Here is a 16,447-nt window from a genome sequence, read left to right as displayed (position 1 = left end):
TCGTGATTTCAAGACCTGCAGTCTGAAGAGCTCTAATAGCTGCTTCTCTGCCGGATCCAGGGCCTTTTACATAAACTTCTACTGTCTTTAACCCGTGCTCCATAGCTCCCTTTGCAGCTTCTTCAGCAGCTGATTGCGCAGCAAACGGAGTTGACTTTCTTGAACCCTTGAAGCCCAGCGAACCTGCGCTCGACCATGAGAGGGCATTTCCTGCCATATCAGTCAGGGTCACCAATGTATTGTTAAAGGTAGCCTGAATATGAGCCTGGCCTTTTTCAACATTTTTACGTTCTTTTCTTTTCTTTCTAACAGCCTTTTTTACAGCTTTAGCCATATCAATCTACCTCCTTTACTTCTTCTTTCTTCCTACAGTCTTTTTAGGACCTTTTCTTGTTCTGGCGTTTGTCTTGGTCTTCTGACCCCTTACAGGGAGACCTCTTCTGTGTCTGATCCCTCTGTAACATCCGATCTCCATGAGTCTCTTGATGTTCATATTGACATCTCTTCTGAGATCACCTTCCACCATGTAATCGGATTCAATAACTTTTCTGATCTTACCGGCCTCATCTTCTGTGAGATCTTTTACCCTTGTGTCAGGGTTTATTCCGGTCTTTTCTAAGATTGTTCTTGAAGTCGCCCAGCCTATACCGTAGATATAGGTGAGACCTGCTTCGATTCTTTTTTCGTTTGGTAAGTCTACACCGGCTATACGAGCCATATTTTCCTCCTATTCCCATCTTCCGTCACGTATCCACACCGAAGACTTATGTCGGCGGTCGTAATATAAACGGGATGTTCTTTTATGTTACACATATATTTATATGGAAAAAATATCTATGCTTATACATAAAATGTATACACAAACTATTTTTTCTATAAACCTTGTTTAGTTAAAAGCCACTGCCTTACAATCAGGCATTCTTTTAACCCGATAGAAATTCTTTTTCTTTTAGCCCTGTCTCTGCTTATGCTTAGGATTTTCACAGATAACCATTACCTTGCCTTTTCTCTTGATTACCTTACACTTTTCGCAGATAGGCTTTACGGAAGCTCTGACTTTCATTTTAATCCTCCTTCTACGCTTTGCCTCTCCATGTGATCCTGCCTCTGGTAAGATCATACGGTGATAATTCTACTTTCACCTTATCCCCGGGGATAATTCTGATATAATTAGTTCTTATTTTACCGGAAACATGTGCTAATACTTTATGCCCGGTTTCAAGTTCTACAATGAACATTGCGTTAGGTTGCGCTTCAATTACCTTACCTTCCGCTTCTATGACATCCTTCTTCGCCATTTTTAACACCTCGCTTTTAGTCAGCCAAAGTGAGCAATTCAGGCTCACCATCGGTTATAACCACAGTATTCTCATAATGGGCTGACAGCTTACCGTCCAAAGTAACTACAGTCCAGTCATTAGAAAGAGTCCTGACATCATATCCGCCTTCGCATATCATAGGCTCGATAGCAAAGACCATACCTTTTGCAAGTCTCGGACCTCTCCCTGCTTTGCCGTAATTAGGAATCTGCGGTTCTTCATGCATATTCTGTCCCACGCCGTGTCCTACGAAATCCCGTATCACAGAAAATCCTTCACTTTCTGCTTTAGTCTGGATTGCATGAGAAATATCTGACAGCCTGCAACCAACCTTGCAAAACTCAAGACCGGAAAAAAAACTGTCTCTCGTTGCATCTATGAGCTTCTGCGCGATATCACTTATCTGGCCTACACCATACGTTCTCGCAGCATCGCTGACATATCCTTTATAAGTAGATCCTACATCTACGCTGACGATGTCGCCTTCTTTAATGATTCTCTTCTTTTCAGGAATACCATGCACAACTTCATCGTTTATCGATACACATGCGCTGGCAGGAAATCCGCCATACCCTTTAAAGGTAGGTATCATTCCGTTTTTTCTTATAGTGTCTTCAACAAATTTGTCTATATCCGCGGTAGATATGCCGGGTCTGATGAAACTTTCAAGTTCTTTCAGAATAAATCCTGTCACCTTCCCCGACTCTCTCATCAAATCTACTTCCTGATCCGATTTAATAATAATCATGCTTACTCACCTAATATATCCACTATAGCATTGAATACGTTTTCCAGACCTATCGTACCGTCTATATGTGATATGTTTCCGGCTTTTTCATAGTAATCTATGAGCGGTTTGGTTTCGTTATTATAAACTTCGATCCTGTTGGCAGCTGTCTCCTCATTGTCATCAGCTCTCTGAATAAGGGCTGCCCCGCACACATCGCAGATACCTTCAACTTTAGGAGGGATGTTCACAACATGGAAGGATGCTCCGCAAGTCTTGCAGACTCTTCTTCCTGTGAGCCTTATCATAAGCTCCTCTTTATTTACATCTATATCCAGAACATGATCTATCTTCTTGCCCTGTCCTGCAAGAAATTCATCAAGCTTTTCAGCTTGAAATACTGTTCTCGGGAATCCATCAAGAAGAAATCCGTCTTTGCAGTCATCCGCTTTGAGTCTGTCTGTAGCGATCTCTACCACCAGTTCATCGGGAACCAATTCACCTTTATTCATATATTCCTGGGCTTTCTTGCCAAGTTCAGTACCTTCCTTGATATTAGCTCTGAAGATATCACCTGTTGATATATGAGGAATATTGTATTTCTCGATTATCTTGGCTGCCTGGGTACCTTTTCCGGCTCCCGGAGGGCCTAATAATATTAAATTCATACTTACTACCTCCACTAATTCTTTTAAGGAATATTTATTTTAAGAAACCTTGATAGTTTCTCATTACCATCTGCTGCTCCAGCTGTTTCATAGTATCCAGAGCTACCCCTACCGCTATCAGAAGTGAAGTCCCTCCAAAGTGGAAATTAAGTCCTCCCAACTGACTCACTACTGTAGGAAGTATAGCTACTGCTGCCAAGAACAATGCTCCTACAAAGGTAATTCTTGTCATAACTCTGTTTAAGTATTCAACCGTAGCTTTTCCCGGTCTTATACCAGGTATAAATCCTCCGTTTGCTTTCATATTCTGAGCTACTTCCAAAGGATTGAAAGTCACAGATGTATAGAAGTAAGTGAAGAAGATTATTAAAACTATGTTAAAAATCGCATATACCCAAACACCCGGTGTTCCTGTAGGGGAAAGCCATTTTTCAATCCAAGCCGCAGCACCGCTGTCACTGTCCATAAAGTACGTAATTGTAAGTGGAAATTGTAGGAATGACATAGCGAATATTACGGGAATAACACCTGCCTGATTTACCTTAAGCGGAATATGAGTGGCCTGCCCCCCATACATCTTTCTTCCCACAACTCTCTTAGCATACTGAACCGGGATTCTTCTCTGACCTTGCTGAACTTCTATGATGCCTACGATTACCAGAACGCAGAACAGCACGAATATTATCAGTGTAACGATACTCATGCTGCCATCCTGTAACTTTACCCATATTTCTTGGATAGCAGCAGGCAGTCTTGAAACTATTCCTGCGAATATTATCAACGATATACCGTTTCCGATACCGTATTCGTTTATTTGCTCACCCAACCACATCAGGAATGATGTTCCTGCTGTAAGCACCAGAACTATCACGGCTACCGAAAAGACGTCGGTGCTGATAAGAGCCTGTCTGAAGAGCCCTATCGAAACACCTATCGCCTGTATGATCGCCAGAACAACCGTAAGATAACGAGTGTACTGAGCAATTTTTTTTCTTCCTTCGGTTCCCTCTTTTGCCAATCTTTCCAGTGAAGGGACGGCTATTGTCAAAAGCTGGAGAATGATGGAGGCCGTAATATATGGCGTGATACTTAACGCAAATATAGTAAAGTTACTGAATGCGCCTCCCGAGAACAGATTAAACAGAGCAAAAAGTCCTGTTTCGCTATCAAAGGTTTGGGCAAGAATCTCTCTGTCAATTCCCGGAACGGGGATCTGGGAGCCTATTCTGAAAATCAACAGCATAACAAGCGTAAATATGATTTTCTTCCTGATATCAGGAATATTCCAAGCTTTAGCGACTGTTCTGATCATCTCCATTAGATCACCTCTGCCTTTCCTCCGGCAGCTTCTATTTTCTCTACTGCAGTCTTGCTGAACTTATGAGCCTGAACAGTAAAGTTCTTCTCGATAGTTCCATTTCCTAAAATCTTTATTCCGTCTTTAACCTGCTTAACTATGCCGGCTTCTGCCAGAAGCTGCGGTGTGATTACCGTTCCCGCATCAAATCTATTGAGATCCTCAACGTTCAAAGCAGTGTATTCTGTTCTCCAGATATTAGTAAATCCTCTCTTTGGAATTCTTCTGTAAAGAGGCATCTGTCCGCCTTCAAAGCCAGGTCTCACACCGCCTCCGCTTCTTGAGTTCTGTCCGTTCATACCTCTTCCGGCAGTAGTTCCCTGACCTGTCGCTGTACCACGGCCTTTTCTCTTAGGTGCCTTAGTAGCACCAGGAACAGCTTTTAATTCATGAAGTTTCATTTTATCCGTCACCTCCTATCCTATAGTTCTTCTACAGTCAAAAGATGCGGTACTTTGTTTATCGCTCCTCTTGTTACAGGGGAGTCAACAAGTTCTACTGACTGGTGCATCTTCTTAAGTCCCAACGCTTCTACAACTTTTTTCTGCTTTGGGGAAGCGCCAATAACACTTTTTGTCAATGTGATCTTAATCATCTTTGCCATTGTTTCTTCCTCCCTCTATCCTAAAATCTCTTCCTTAGTCTTTCCTCTTTTAGCTGCGACTTCTTCCAAAGTCATAAGGCTCTTAAGTCCGACTAATGTTGCATAAGCCATGTTTCCGGTATTATTGGAGCCGATGGACTTAGCTCTTATATCCTTAATACCCGCCGCTTCTAAAACAGTACGAACCGATGAACCCGCAATTACTCCGGTACCCGGAGCAGCCGGCATCAGCAGCACTTTTCCAGCGCCGAAAATACCAAGATTTCTGTGAGGAATCGTAGTTCCTACTGTAGAAACCGATATAATGTTCTTCTTTGCATCTTCTGTAGCTTTTCTTACTGCTTCAGGAATCTCCTGAGCCTTACCGAGACCAACTCCTACGTGTCCGTCTCCGTCACCTACTACTACTGTAACACTGAATCGCATGTTTCTTCCGCCCTTAACGGTTTTGGCAACACGTCTTATGCTTACGATAGTTTCGTTTAAGTCCAGCTTTGATACATCTATAGTATTTCGCATTCAACTTACCTCCTGTTAGAACTTCAAACCTGCTTCACGAGCACCGTCAGCCAGTTCCTTAACTCTTCCGTGATAAAGGAATCCGCCTCTGTCAAAGGTAACTTCTTCTATACCTTTAGCAAGTGCTCTCTTTGCAATAGCTTCTCCTACTGCTTTTGCAGCATCTTTGTTACCGCCGTATCCGATTACGGACTTTAATTCCTTGTCGACAGTCGATGCTGAAGCAAGTGTAACTCCGTTTACATCGTCGATAACCTGAACGGAAATATTCTTACTACTTCTGAAAACGCAAAGTCTAGGCTTCTCAGGAGTTCCATAAACGTTTTTTCTAATTCTCTGATGTCTGGCGACACGCTTATCATTTCTGCTTTCTTTAGCCATTTTATTTTACTCCTTTCTTTATGATGAAGCCCCGGTCTTACCTTCTTTTCTGCGGATATATTCGTCTTCGTATCTGATACCTTTAGCTTTGTAAGGTTCAGGTATTCTCCAAGCTCTGATATTCGCAGCATAGTTTCCGACCTTCGCTTTGTCTATACCTTTAACGATAATAGTTGTAGCATCCGGTGCCTCTGTTGTGATCCCGTCAGGATCCTCCATCTCTACAGGATGTGAGTAACCGAGATTCATAACCAGCTTCTTTCCCTTTTTCTCAGCTTTATAACCAACGCCCACAAGCTGAAGTTTCTTTTCATAACCTTCAGTAACGCCGATCACCATATTGCTTATAAGGGCTCTTGCCAGACCGTGCTGAGCTCTTCTCTCAGCATCGTCACCTGTTCTTGATACTGTAACTACATTGTCTTTATTTTCTATAGTTAATAATTCGCTGACCTTTTCCTGCAATTCGCCTTTAGGGCCTTTCACCGTAACGACATTTTTATCGTCTACTTTGACCTCTACGCCGGCAGGAAGATTGATGGGTTTTTTACCTATTCTTGACATTTTTATTTCCTCCTACCATACATAACAAATTACTTCTCCGCCGATTCCAAGTTTTCTTGCTTCTTTATCGCTGATAACACCCTTTGAAGTGGAGATTACTGCGATGCCTAAGCCTCCTAAAACTCTTGGGATTTCATTAGCCTTAGCATATGACTTAAGACCCGGCTTTGAAATCTTTCTTATTCCGCTTATAACCTTTTCTTTATTAGGACCATACTTCATTGTAACTGTTATAACACCCTGCTTATTATCTTCAGCTACAGCAAAATCCTCGATATATCCTTCTTCCTTCAATATCCCAGCTATTGCCTTCTTCATCTTTGACGCCGGGATATCAACTGTCTTATGACCTGCAGTATTTGCATTCCTGATTCTCGTCAGCATATCTGCAATAGGATCTGTCATTGTCATTATTCTGTTCTCCTTCCTCCGTTAGTATTGCAGCACTTGTCCTCACGATTGCTCCTAAGAGCAGAGTGATGGAATGTGCGCCGTCATATGTCGCAGCGCTTCAGCGCGTGGCGACCAACGACGTCTCGTAAACCGCAACTTTACGGATAGTAGTTTTAACTTATATTTTTACCAGCTTGCCTTTTTAACACCAGGGATCTCACCCTTATAAGCAAGCTCTCTGAAGCAAATACGGCAAATACCATATTTTCTCAGCACTGAATGTGGTCTTCCGCATATTCTGCATCTTGAATACGCACGTGTTGAAAACTTAGGTTTTCTCTGCTGCTTCACTTTGAGAGATGTTTTAGCCATTCTTTCCCTCCTATTATAATTTTCGAGCGTAGTCGAGGAAATTTCAAAGAAATTTACCTCACGGCAACTCCGTTATCAATGGTAATTTCTTTACTTTTCAAACGGCAAACCAAGTCCTGCCAGCAATGCTGCTGCTTCTTCATCAGTATCAGCCGTTGTAGTGAATACGATGTTCATTCCTTTTATGGTATCAACCTTATCATAGTTGATCTCAGGGAATATCAGCTGTTCCTTGATACCCATTGAGTAATTTCCTCTTCCGTCAAATGAATTCTTGCTTACTCCTTTGAAGTCTCTTACTCTCGGAAGAGCGATGTTGAAAAGCTTGTCGATGAAGGTATACATGTTTTCGCCTCTTAAAGTAACTTTGGCGCCTACAGGCATTCCCTGTCTTACTTTAAAGTTTGCGATAGACTTTCTCGCCCTTGTTACCACAGGTCTCTGGCCTGCTATCAGACTGATCTCCTCAACGGCACTCTCCAATATCTTGGCGTTTTCCTTAGCTTCACCAAGTCCCATGTTGATAGTAACCTTTTCAAGCTTAGGTACTTCCATTACGTTGTCATATTTAAACTGTTCCATCAATGCCGGGAACACGTCGTTTTTATAAGATTCCTTTAATCTTGCCAAAATCGTCTCCTCCTTTCTTAGTCTATTACGGCTCCGGTCTTTTTAGCTATTCTGACCTTCTTACCGTCTTCTGCTTTATAGCCGACTCTGCTCGGCTGTTTTGCTTTCGTATCGTAGTACATAACGTTCGAAACATCAATCGGCCCTTCCTGATGCTTTATCTCAGCAGCTTCTTTCTGAGTCTGCTTCTGATGTTTTGTCTGAACATTAACACCTTCTACTATTACTTTGCCCTCTTTAGGCATAGCTTTCAATACTTTACCGATTGTACCTTTATCTTTACCGGCAAGCACGATTACTGTGTCATCCTTCTTAATTCGCATCTCGTACACCTCCTATAATACTTCCGGTGCCAAGGACACTATCTTCATGAAGCCCTTCTCTCTCAGCTCTCTTGCTACAGGGCCGAAAATACGGGTTCCAACCGGTTGTAAATCTTCCTTTATAATTACTGCTGCATTCTGGTCAAACTTCACATAGCTGCCGTCTGCTCTTCTGGCACCATGCTTCGTTCTTACAACAACGGCTCTGACTACTTCGCCTTTCTTTACAACTCCACCCGGTGTCGCATCCTTCACTGCGCAAACGATCACATCACCGATATTGGCATACTGACGGCTTGTTCCGCCTAAAATACGTATACATAAAAGTTCTTTAGCGCCGGAGTTGTCAGCAACCTTTAATCTTGTTTCAGTCTGAATCATTGTTAGGCGCCTCCTTTACTTCACTTTCTCAACAATATTAACAAGTCTCCATCTCTTATCTTTGGACAGAGGTCTTGTTTCCATAATTCTAACTTTATCACCGATCTGGCATTCATTGTTCTCGTCGTGAGCCTTGACCTTCTTAGTTCTCTTTACAGCCTTTCCGTAAAGGGAATGTCTTACGAAGTCTTCAACGGCTACGACAATTGTCTTATCCATCTTGTCGCTTACAACCATGCCAACTCTTGTCTTTCTTCTGTTTCTTTCAACTGCCATAATACATCCTCCTTTCCGTTATCCTTGAGCCTTTGCAAGTTCTTTTTCTCTGATAATGGTCTTAACTCTGGCGATATCTCTCTTTGTTTCACGCATTTTTATCGGATTTTCGAGCTGACCTGTAACGTGCTGGAATCTGAGATTAAAAAGATCTTTTTTCATCTTTGTTAACTCTGCATTCAGTTCCGCTTCTGACATTTCTCTGATTTTCTTCAATTCCATTATGCTTCACCACCCTTTGCTAATTCCTGGCCTTTGATGGCAAATTTACACTTAACCGGCAGTTTGTGTGCTGCAAGTCTCATCGCTTCTCTTGCCTGATCCTCTGTAACACCTTCGATCTCAAACATAACTCTGCCTGGTTTTACTACTGCTACCCAATACTCAGGAGCACCTTTACCGGAACCCATACGTACTTCTGCAGGTTTCTTAGTCACTGGTTTATGAGGGAAGATTTTGATGTAAACCTTACCACCTCTCTTAACAGATCTGGTCATAGCTATTCTGGCTGCTTCTATCTGATTTGAAGTTATCCATCCACATTCCGTTGCGGCAAGACCATAATCACCATAAGTGACAGTATTGCCTTTTGTAGCCTTGCCTTTCATTCTGCCTCTGTGGACTCTTCTGCGTTTAACGCGCTTTGGCATTAACATGACGACGTCCTCCTTTCACTAATGTCTATTCGTTGGCTTCTGCTGACGCAGGTGCTTCAGCAGTAGTCTGTGCTTCTTGAACTTGTGCTTCCTGAGCTGCAGCTGCCTCCTCTGCAGGTTCAACTTTCTTAACCTTTCTTACTCTCTGGTTAACAGCCTTAGGAATCTCATTTCTCTCATTTCTTCTGTCATCTCTTCGAGGTCTTCTTTCACCATCTCTTCTCTGACGCCTGTCGCCTCTCTTTTTGCCGTCTCTTCTGTCCTTCTTTTCTTCAGGAACAGGGCTCTTAAGGCCTTTGTCAAGAATTTCTCCGTGGTTTATCCAAACCTTTACGCCTAATTTGCCGTAAGTTGTATCTGCTTCTGCGAAGCCATAGTCGATGTCAGCTCTCAGTGTATGAAGTGGCACGTTACCTTCGCTGTACTTTTCATTTCTTGCGATTTCTGCGCCGCCAAGTCTTCCTGACGCTAAAACTTTGATTCCCTTAGCACCGGCCTTCATAGTTCTGCCGATAGCCTGCTTCATGGCTCTTCTGAATGAAACTCTTCGTTCAAGAGCCTGAGCAATGCTTTCAGCTGTAAGCTGCGCGTCTAATTCCGCTCTTCTTACTTCTTTAATATCTATGAGAATCGTTTTCTTAGTCATCTTTTCAAGCTCTGCCTTAAGATCATCGATACCTGTTCCGGATCTTCCGATAACCATGCCCGGCTTAGCTGTAAGAACAATTACTTTTAATTTGTTTTCTGCCGCTCTTTCAAGCAAAATCTTTGATACTCCTGCAGTATACAGCTTTTTCTTTACGAATTCTCTTACTTTATTATCTTCAACAAGGTAATCTGCAAATTTATTCTTATCAGCATACCATTTTGAATCCCAATCTTTTATTACGCCTACTCTCAATCCATGAGGACTTACTTTCTGACCCATTAATCGAACCTCCTATCTTAATTCTTTTCCTTAAGAGTAACGCCTACATGACTGCTTCTCTTCAAGATTATTGATGCTCTGCCTTGTGATCCGGCTCTCCATCTTTTCATAGTCGGTCCCTGGTTAGCATAAACTTCAGCGACATAAAGATTGTCCGTATTCATTTCTTTGACATCTGCGTTTGCAGCAGCTGATTTAACAACCTTCTCTACTATTTCTGCTCCTTTTCCGGGAGTGAACTTCAAAATGTTCAATGCCTCGTTTAAATCTTTTCCTCTTACCAGATCAGTAACAGGCTTAAGCTTGATAGGAGACATTCTTACATATTTTGCAATTGCTTTTGCTTCCATTCTCAATTATCTCCTTTTCTTAATCTACTTTCTTATCCGCAGAGTGTCCTCTGTAGGTTCTTGTAGGAGCAAATTCTCCCAGCCTGTGACCTACCATGTCTTCTGTGATATATACAGGGACATGCTTTCTTCCATCATGCACTGCGATCGTGTGTCCCACCATCTGCGGGAATATTGTGGATGGTCTTGACCATGTCTTGATTACTTTCTTATCGTTAGCCGCATTCAGCTCTTCTATCGCCTTAAGCAGCTTAGCGTTTACGAAAGGACCCTTTTTAAGTGATCTACCCATTGTTTATGCTCCTTCCTACTATTTTTCTCTTCTACCCTTTACGATATATCTGTTTGAATCTTTCTTCTTTTTTCTCGTCTTATATCCGAGAGCAGGTTTACCCCAAGGTGTAACAGGACTTACCCTACCGATACTTGCTCTACCTTCACCACCGCCGTGTGGGTGATCATTAGGGTTCATTACAGAACCTCTGACAGTAGGTCTTATGCCCATATGTCTTTTTCTTCCGGCTTTACCAATCTGGATATTCTGATGATCGAGATTGCCTACTTCACCGATAGTGGCTCTGCATTCGATTCTTACTTTTCTAACTTCGCCGGAAGGCAGTCTCACCTGTGCGAAATTTCCTTCTTTAGCCATGAGCTGCGCGCCGTTTCCTGCAGATCTTACCATCTGTCCGCCTTTTCCCGGCTTAAGCTCAACGTTGTGTATCACTGTACCCACAGGGATGTTTGCCAGCGGCAGAGCGTTACCGATCTTGATGTCGGCTTCCGCGCCTGACTCTATTACCGAACCTACAGTCAGCTTGTTTGGAGCGATGATATATCTCTTTTCACCATCCGCATAATTGATAAGAGCTATATTGGCTGTTCTGTTAGGATCATATTCTATAGTGGCTACAGTTCCCGGTATTCCGTCTTTATTTCTCTTAAAATCTATTATTCTGTACTTAGGTCTGTATCCGCCGCCTCTATGTCTTACAGTGATCTTACCTCTTGAATTTCTTCCCGAGTGCTTTTTAAGAGTTACTGTAAGCGACTTTTCCGGTTTATCACAAGTGATTTCCTCGAAAGTGGAAACCGTCATGCCTCTCAAACCAGGACTGGTCGGATTGTATTTTTTAATTCCCATCGTTTCCTACCTCCTATATTACAGACTCTGGAAGAATTCGATTTCCTTACTTTTTTCTGTAAGAGTTACGATCGCTTTCTTGCTGGCCGCGGTCATACCTACGTATCTTCCCATTCTCTTCTGTTTTCCTACAACGTTCATGATATTCACTTTAGCGACTTCCACATCAAAAATCTCTTCAACCGCATTCTTGACTTCTGTCTTGTTAGCGTCTACTGCAACCTTGAATGTGTATTTTTTAACCTGCGCATCTTCCATACTTTTTTCCGAAATAACAGGCTTTATTATTACATCGTAAGGCGTTTTCATTATGAGTACACCTCCTCAATCTTTTTTACGGCTTCTTTTGTTACGATGAAGTTCGTATGATTGATAATGTCATATACGTTCATTGTTGTAACAAGAGCTGTTCTTACTCCCTGGATGTTGGCTGCGGACCTTATTGTGTTTTCGTCCTTTTCAGCCATTACGATTAATGCCTTTTTGCCGGCTTTTACGTTTTCCAGCATTTTTATCATTTCCTTTGTCTTAGGCTGATCGAACTTAATCTCGTCCATAACGATAAGCTCATTTTCAGCAGCTTTTGAAGAAAGCGCCGACAACATCGCCAGCCTTCTTAACTTCTTAGGCAATGTGTATCTGTAGCTTCTTGGCTTCGGTGCAAATACCACACCTCCTCCTACCTGTGAAGGGTCTGTCGTGCTTCCCTGTCTGTGTCGGCCTGTACCTTTCTGTCTGAAAGGTTTTCTGCCTCCTCCTCTGACTTCAGCTCTGGTTTTAGCAGACTGTGTTCCCTGTCTTCTGTTGGCTAAAATGTTTTTTATTACTGCATGAACTGCATTCTGGTTTGGTTCGATGCCGAATATCTCATCTTTTAATTCGATCTGTCCGGCTTCCTGACCTGCCATGTTTAGCATTGTCACTTTTGACATCTTACTTCCTCCTTCCTGAAGTCATCTATTTGTTCTGACCTTTAACTGCATACTGGATACGAACGATTCCGCCTTTATTTCCGGGAACCGCGCCCTTTATCAGCATAAGGTTCTGCTCTTCTATAACTTTTACCAGTTCAACGTTCTGAACAGTCACTGTTTCGCGACCCATTCTTCCCGGACCTGCGTTACCCTTAAATACTCTTGAAGGATAAGTACCGGCTGCCAGAGCTCCGGCAAGTCTCTTGTGCTTTGAGCCGTGGCTCATAGGACCTCTGTGGTGTCCGTGTCTTTTAATATTACCCTGAGTTCCTTTACCCTTTGAAGTTCCTGTTACATCCAGCTTCTTTCCGGCTTCAAAATCTGCAACTGTTATCTGCTGACCGATTTCATAAGTCTCACCTTCTTCGGGTCTGAACTCTGCCAAATGTTTCTTAGGAGCAATTTCATTTTTGTCGAAATGTCCTGTCATAGGCTTATTGACTCTCTGCGGTTTTGCATCTTCATAACCGAACTGTACCGCATTGTATCCATCAGTCTCGACAGTCTTTATCTGTGTTACCGTCATAGGACCAGCTTCTACTACCGTTACAGGTACTACTGTACCATGCTCGGTAAAGATCTGAGTCATGCCCATCTTTTTACCTAAAATTGTTTTCATGGTTTATTTTTCCTCCTCCTTGTCCTTTCGTCCCGCCTCCGGAACTCAGGCACAATCATTTCTTACAGCGGAGCAAGCCCTAGCCCGATTTGTCCTGAAAATCGCGGCAGATCTGCTGCAAGTCTTTCCCAAATCTCTGATTTGGCTGAAAGCTACTGCGCAAGCCCTGCGGTTTTCACCACAATTCTTAAGGTCTGCTCATACTAAGGGAGTTCCCTTCGCTTTTTATTTAACATCGCTCTTGTCTGTTAGAGCTTGATTTCGATATCGACACCTGCCGGCAGATCCAGTTTAGTCAACGCGTCTGTTGTTCTTGCCGTAGCACTTGTAATGTCGATCAGTCTCTTATGTGTTCTCTGTTCGAACTGTTCTCTTGAATCCTTATATTTGTGAACAGCTCTCAAAATAGTAACCACTTCCTTCTCTGTAGGAAGCGGAATAGGGCCGGAGACTTCGGCGCCTGTTTTCTTGGCAGTCTCAACAATTTTAGCTGCAGACTGATCAAGAAGTGCGTGATCATAAGCTTTAAGCTTAATTCTGATTTTTTGTAATTCGCTCATTTCTTTCCTCCTAAATTTTTTGTACTGTTTTCGCTATGCTCGTACAAGGGGTTCTTTAAAACTTGATTTTCCCACTTACGAGTTCCTCCCGAAGCCGCAGTTTCGGCGGTTCTCAGCGCGTGCACAGTGGTTTCGCTTGCTTCGTACACGGTTTCGTGTGTTCCCTATATTTTACACAAAACAAAAAATCAGCGAATCCCTTCGCCCCCATCTTTTGTGGGGACAATTCTCAGTGAAAATTCTCCTATAGCAAGGTAACTTCCCACCTCATCGCCTTACACAAGCCTTTGTAGTATATAACATTATTCAAATTTATGCAATAGTTTTAAGAAAAGTTTTTTATGTTTTTTGTTCATTAAAAATCTTGTATTTTCAATGTTTATATGGTCTTTTACACGCACACGTATCGTTGTGTTTCTTTTTTGACAGGAGCAATCCTTTTGTTTACACCATAACGCTTCATTATTTTTTGCTTTGCGAAAAAAAGACCTCAATAAGATTGCATAACTAAAAAAGAAAAGATACAAATCCCTGATTTTCCCATATACCTGCAAATCGCTATGAAATCTTTCTCATATCTCAAAAGATTTTCTGATAACAAATCTTTTTTGTATATGAAAAAAGATCCGAAACAGTTTTTTTAAACTGCTGCAGATCTTCCTTATCACTTAAACTATCTACTCTCAGAATACCTTGAAGCAAAAATCTTTCACCGGTTTCTCATAAGATAATTACGCATTCTTGCGTCTATTATAAACTACTGTTCCTGTCGTTCCCGCTGCCAAAAGCAATACCGCCCAAAGAACCATATTGCTGCCATCTCCTGTTGCTGCACTTTCATCGTCTTTTTCCGGCTGCACTGTTTCTCCTCCGGTTCCCAGCGCAGGAATAACCTGAACTTTTTCATCAGTATACTGTTTACCTTCAAAATCTACTGTTGCAGTATATATGATTTTTCCGTCTTTATCAAAAGTTGCTTCAGTAGTTTGGCTGATTATCTGAGCTACTACCGATTCTTTATGATCAGCATCTTTTTCGCATATAAATGTTGCTGATGCAGAGGAATTATCATTCCCCCATGCCCATATAGGTTCTTTCCATACATGTCCGCAAACTTCTACTGAGCCTGTGACAGGCTCATTTGTCTCTGAATCCGCCTTGATGAAATAGGAATGACCTTTTTCTGTCGTATAAACTTTCAGTCCAACAGCACTGAATCCATCACCCATTGTTATAGCTACAGAGAGGTCTTTTTTAACTCCTTCAAAAGGTCTTCCGCCAGCTTTATTTTCAGCAGTTACATCGGCGTCAAGATGAATTCCTCCATCTGAAAAATTACGTATAGTTGCAATATCTTTATTATTGGAGGCTGCTGTAATTTTTGTGCCATTTCCTGTAATAGTAAGCGCTCCGCTACGAGCCAGAATTGCGCTCTGCGTTTCAGAATAAAGGTTAACAATTCCGCCTGTGATATCTATTCCGTCCCATCCCAAAATAGATACATCCATAGTCTCCATATCTATGTTACCGCCTTCAATGCTGACTTTGCCGCCATCAGCGGAAATCCCCAGGCCCGTCTTTCCTTTTATTTCTGTGTCAGCTCCTTTTATTGTAATATCACTCCCGCTATACAAAACATATCCTACATAATCAGAATCAGAATCCGGATCGTCAGGATCAAGAGGGAATTTTTCAAGACTGCTGCTTACATCCATTTTAGTATTGTCTACAATAATACTTCCTGATTCGCAAAATACTGCCGCCTCTGTATACACATCAATATTCAGCTTACTGTTTTTCAGGACTATAGATGATGGATCTGACTGAGAAAATATTCCCGCACCTTCTGCATCAATATCTACCGCTGAATCTTCAACATATATGTCTCCTCCACCGGTATATATCCCATGCCAATCAGAAACAAGATGCGCATTCAAACCGCCTTTCAGAAAAATATCATTGCTCGCACATACAGGAGGAAACGCCCCATTCTGTCCTGATACTGACTCTGCCACCAGTTTTCCCGGTCCCGAAATATTCAAATCACCGCCAGAAGCATATACACTATTACCTCCTTTAGAATAAAGAGAAAGTACAGCGCCCTCATTGATATCAATATTCAGCGCTGATACAGAATTATCCCCCCAAATAGCAGTCCCCTCAATCGGAAGCTTTTCACTTCCTACGAAACAACTGCCTTCAATTGTGATATTAAATTCCCCGTCAGCTTTTTCAATGCTCACCTGCTTTTCCAAGGATACATTTTTAAGAGTAAGCGTCTTATTAGCTTTATCCAATAAGGCCGTCCCATCTCCGACAAGATTTTCCCCATCAGAGAGTTCCACTCCTCCTATTGAAACGCTTACCGTTCCTGCTGCAGACACACTCACAGGTATCATAAGCGCTGCCATAATGAACACAGCTATCAGCATCAACAAGTTTCTTTTCATTCTACACTTGTCCATAATTCCTCCTTCACACTATTTAATTTTAATACACTTACAGCAGACTATATACAATTCCCCAAAAAGATAGTCTCTTTAAGAAGTATACCCCCCCCCTTATATATTTTGCAAGATTTTTTTAACATTCTATATCAATAAATAATGCGTATAATTTTTTCTGTACAATATCCCGATATTTCCACCCCAATACCAGTAATACACTGCTAAAAAACTGAAAACAGCTTTAATCTGAAACAA

General features: G+C 42.0%; 29 protein-coding genes. All 29 read right to left on the bottom strand.

Annotation, left to right across the window (positions count from 1 at the left end; translation table 11 throughout):
* A partial coding sequence (gene rpsK, locus ACLR96_RS08990; RefSeq protein ID WP_412265676.1) for a 30S ribosomal protein S11 occupies positions 1-334 on the bottom strand: 334 nt, incomplete at its 3' end.
* Between the two features lie 15 nt (positions 335-349).
* Positions 350-718: a 30S ribosomal protein S13 gene (gene rpsM, locus ACLR96_RS08985; protein WP_177267693.1), complete on the bottom strand. Its 369-nt coding sequence runs from the start codon at positions 716-718 to the stop codon at positions 350-352.
* Positions 719-949: 231 nt separating this feature from the next.
* Positions 950-1,063, bottom strand: a complete 114-nt coding sequence (gene rpmJ, locus ACLR96_RS08980) for a 50S ribosomal protein L36 (protein ID WP_147592648.1) — start codon at positions 1,061-1,063, stop codon at positions 950-952.
* Between the two features lie 13 nt (positions 1,064-1,076).
* Complete coding sequence (infA, locus tag ACLR96_RS08975) at positions 1,077-1,298, bottom strand: translation initiation factor IF-1 (RefSeq protein ID WP_147592649.1); 222 nt, start codon at positions 1,296-1,298, stop codon at positions 1,077-1,079.
* Positions 1,299-1,314: 16 nt separating this feature from the next.
* Positions 1,315-2,067: a type I methionyl aminopeptidase gene (gene map, locus ACLR96_RS08970; RefSeq protein ID WP_177267694.1), complete on the bottom strand. Its 753-nt coding sequence runs from the start codon at positions 2,065-2,067 to the stop codon at positions 1,315-1,317.
* Between the two features lie 2 nt (positions 2,068-2,069).
* Complete coding sequence (locus tag ACLR96_RS08965; protein WP_177267695.1) at positions 2,070-2,714, bottom strand: adenylate kinase; 645 nt, start codon at positions 2,712-2,714, stop codon at positions 2,070-2,072.
* A 34-nt stretch (positions 2,715-2,748) separates the two neighbouring features.
* The gene (secY, locus tag ACLR96_RS08960; RefSeq protein ID WP_177267765.1) at positions 2,749-4,026 is read right to left on the bottom strand and encodes a preprotein translocase subunit SecY; all 1,278 of its coding nucleotides are present in this window, start codon (positions 4,024-4,026) and stop codon (positions 2,749-2,751) included.
* Between the two features lie 5 nt (positions 4,027-4,031).
* Complete coding sequence (rplO, locus tag ACLR96_RS08955) at positions 4,032-4,472, bottom strand: 50S ribosomal protein L15 (protein ID WP_177267696.1); 441 nt, start codon at positions 4,470-4,472, stop codon at positions 4,032-4,034.
* A 20-nt stretch (positions 4,473-4,492) separates the two neighbouring features.
* Entirely contained in the window at positions 4,493-4,675 is a 183-nt protein-coding gene (rpmD, locus tag ACLR96_RS08950; RefSeq protein ID WP_177267697.1) for a 50S ribosomal protein L30, read from the bottom strand.
* Positions 4,676-4,690: 15 nt separating this feature from the next.
* Positions 4,691-5,194 carry a 30S ribosomal protein S5 gene (gene rpsE, locus ACLR96_RS08945; RefSeq protein WP_177267698.1) on the bottom strand — a complete coding sequence of 168 codons (504 nt, stop codon included), beginning with the start codon at positions 5,192-5,194 and terminating at the stop codon, positions 4,691-4,693.
* Between the two features lie 15 nt (positions 5,195-5,209).
* Positions 5,210-5,575, bottom strand: a complete 366-nt coding sequence (gene rplR / locus ACLR96_RS08940; protein WP_177267699.1) for a 50S ribosomal protein L18 — start codon at positions 5,573-5,575, stop codon at positions 5,210-5,212.
* 18 nt (positions 5,576-5,593) lie between these two features.
* Positions 5,594-6,139, bottom strand: a complete 546-nt coding sequence (rplF, locus tag ACLR96_RS08935) for a 50S ribosomal protein L6 (RefSeq protein WP_177267700.1) — start codon at positions 6,137-6,139, stop codon at positions 5,594-5,596.
* Between the two features lie 12 nt (positions 6,140-6,151).
* Complete coding sequence (gene rpsH / locus ACLR96_RS08930; protein ID WP_177267701.1) at positions 6,152-6,550, bottom strand: 30S ribosomal protein S8; 399 nt, start codon at positions 6,548-6,550, stop codon at positions 6,152-6,154.
* A 168-nt stretch (positions 6,551-6,718) separates the two neighbouring features.
* The gene (locus ACLR96_RS08925; protein ID WP_177267702.1) at positions 6,719-6,904 is read right to left on the bottom strand and encodes a type Z 30S ribosomal protein S14; all 186 of its coding nucleotides are present in this window, start codon (positions 6,902-6,904) and stop codon (positions 6,719-6,721) included.
* Between the two features lie 90 nt (positions 6,905-6,994).
* Positions 6,995-7,534, bottom strand: a complete 540-nt coding sequence (gene rplE / locus ACLR96_RS08920; RefSeq protein ID WP_177267703.1) for a 50S ribosomal protein L5 — start codon at positions 7,532-7,534, stop codon at positions 6,995-6,997.
* A gap of 17 nt (positions 7,535-7,551) precedes the next feature.
* Positions 7,552-7,857: a 50S ribosomal protein L24 gene (rplX, locus tag ACLR96_RS08915; protein ID WP_177267704.1), complete on the bottom strand. Its 306-nt coding sequence runs from the start codon at positions 7,855-7,857 to the stop codon at positions 7,552-7,554.
* A 12-nt stretch (positions 7,858-7,869) separates the two neighbouring features.
* A complete protein-coding gene (gene rplN / locus ACLR96_RS08910; protein WP_177267705.1) occupies positions 7,870-8,238 on the bottom strand; it encodes a 50S ribosomal protein L14 in 369 nt (122 codons plus the stop codon).
* A gap of 15 nt (positions 8,239-8,253) precedes the next feature.
* The gene (gene rpsQ, locus ACLR96_RS08905; RefSeq protein WP_177267706.1) at positions 8,254-8,514 is read right to left on the bottom strand and encodes a 30S ribosomal protein S17; all 261 of its coding nucleotides are present in this window, start codon (positions 8,512-8,514) and stop codon (positions 8,254-8,256) included.
* Between the two features lie 18 nt (positions 8,515-8,532).
* Positions 8,533-8,736 (bottom strand): 50S ribosomal protein L29, encoded by a 204-nt coding sequence (gene rpmC, locus ACLR96_RS08900; protein WP_177267707.1) that lies wholly within the window; start codon positions 8,734-8,736, stop codon positions 8,533-8,535.
* The gene (gene rplP / locus ACLR96_RS08895; protein ID WP_177267708.1) at positions 8,736-9,170 is read right to left on the bottom strand and encodes a 50S ribosomal protein L16; all 435 of its coding nucleotides are present in this window, start codon (positions 9,168-9,170) and stop codon (positions 8,736-8,738) included. The genes rpmC and rplP overlap by 1 nt, the downstream gene beginning before the upstream one ends.
* A 25-nt stretch (positions 9,171-9,195) precedes the next feature.
* Complete coding sequence (rpsC, locus tag ACLR96_RS08890; RefSeq protein WP_177267709.1) at positions 9,196-10,098, bottom strand: 30S ribosomal protein S3; 903 nt, start codon at positions 10,096-10,098, stop codon at positions 9,196-9,198.
* Between the two features lie 17 nt (positions 10,099-10,115).
* On the bottom strand, positions 10,116-10,448 hold the full coding sequence (rplV, locus tag ACLR96_RS08885; protein ID WP_147592666.1) for a 50S ribosomal protein L22: 333 nt from the start codon (positions 10,446-10,448) through the stop codon (positions 10,116-10,118).
* Positions 10,449-10,467: 19 nt separating this feature from the next.
* On the bottom strand, positions 10,468-10,740 hold the full coding sequence (gene rpsS / locus ACLR96_RS08880) for a 30S ribosomal protein S19 (protein ID WP_177267710.1): 273 nt from the start codon (positions 10,738-10,740) through the stop codon (positions 10,468-10,470).
* 18 nt (positions 10,741-10,758) lie between these two features.
* Positions 10,759-11,592, bottom strand: a complete 834-nt coding sequence (rplB, locus tag ACLR96_RS08875; protein ID WP_177267711.1) for a 50S ribosomal protein L2 — start codon at positions 11,590-11,592, stop codon at positions 10,759-10,761.
* An 18-nt stretch (positions 11,593-11,610) separates the two neighbouring features.
* A complete protein-coding gene (gene rplW, locus ACLR96_RS08870; RefSeq protein ID WP_177267712.1) occupies positions 11,611-11,901 on the bottom strand; it encodes a 50S ribosomal protein L23 in 291 nt (96 codons plus the stop codon).
* Positions 11,901-12,524 carry a 50S ribosomal protein L4 gene (gene rplD, locus ACLR96_RS08865; RefSeq protein ID WP_177267713.1) on the bottom strand — a complete coding sequence of 208 codons (624 nt, stop codon included), beginning with the start codon at positions 12,522-12,524 and terminating at the stop codon, positions 11,901-11,903. Before rplD ends, rplW begins: the two co-directional genes overlap by 1 nt.
* Positions 12,525-12,549: 25 nt before the next feature.
* On the bottom strand, positions 12,550-13,185 hold the full coding sequence (gene rplC, locus ACLR96_RS08860; RefSeq protein WP_177267714.1) for a 50S ribosomal protein L3: 636 nt from the start codon (positions 13,183-13,185) through the stop codon (positions 12,550-12,552).
* 248 nt (positions 13,186-13,433) lie between these two features.
* Positions 13,434-13,745 (bottom strand): 30S ribosomal protein S10, encoded by a 312-nt coding sequence (gene rpsJ, locus ACLR96_RS08855; RefSeq protein WP_177267715.1) that lies wholly within the window; start codon positions 13,743-13,745, stop codon positions 13,434-13,436.
* Between the two features lie 731 nt (positions 13,746-14,476).
* The gene (locus ACLR96_RS08850) at positions 14,477-16,210 is read right to left on the bottom strand and encodes a hypothetical protein (protein WP_177267716.1); all 1,734 of its coding nucleotides are present in this window, start codon (positions 16,208-16,210) and stop codon (positions 14,477-14,479) included.
* Between the last annotated feature and the right edge of the window lie 237 nt (positions 16,211-16,447).

The organism is Lentihominibacter sp. (assembly GCF_046951855.1).
Taxonomy (GTDB): Bacteria; Bacillota; Clostridia; order Peptostreptococcales; family Anaerovoracaceae; genus Lentihominibacter; species Lentihominibacter hominis.
This window is presented reverse-complemented; position numbering and strand designations above follow the sequence as displayed.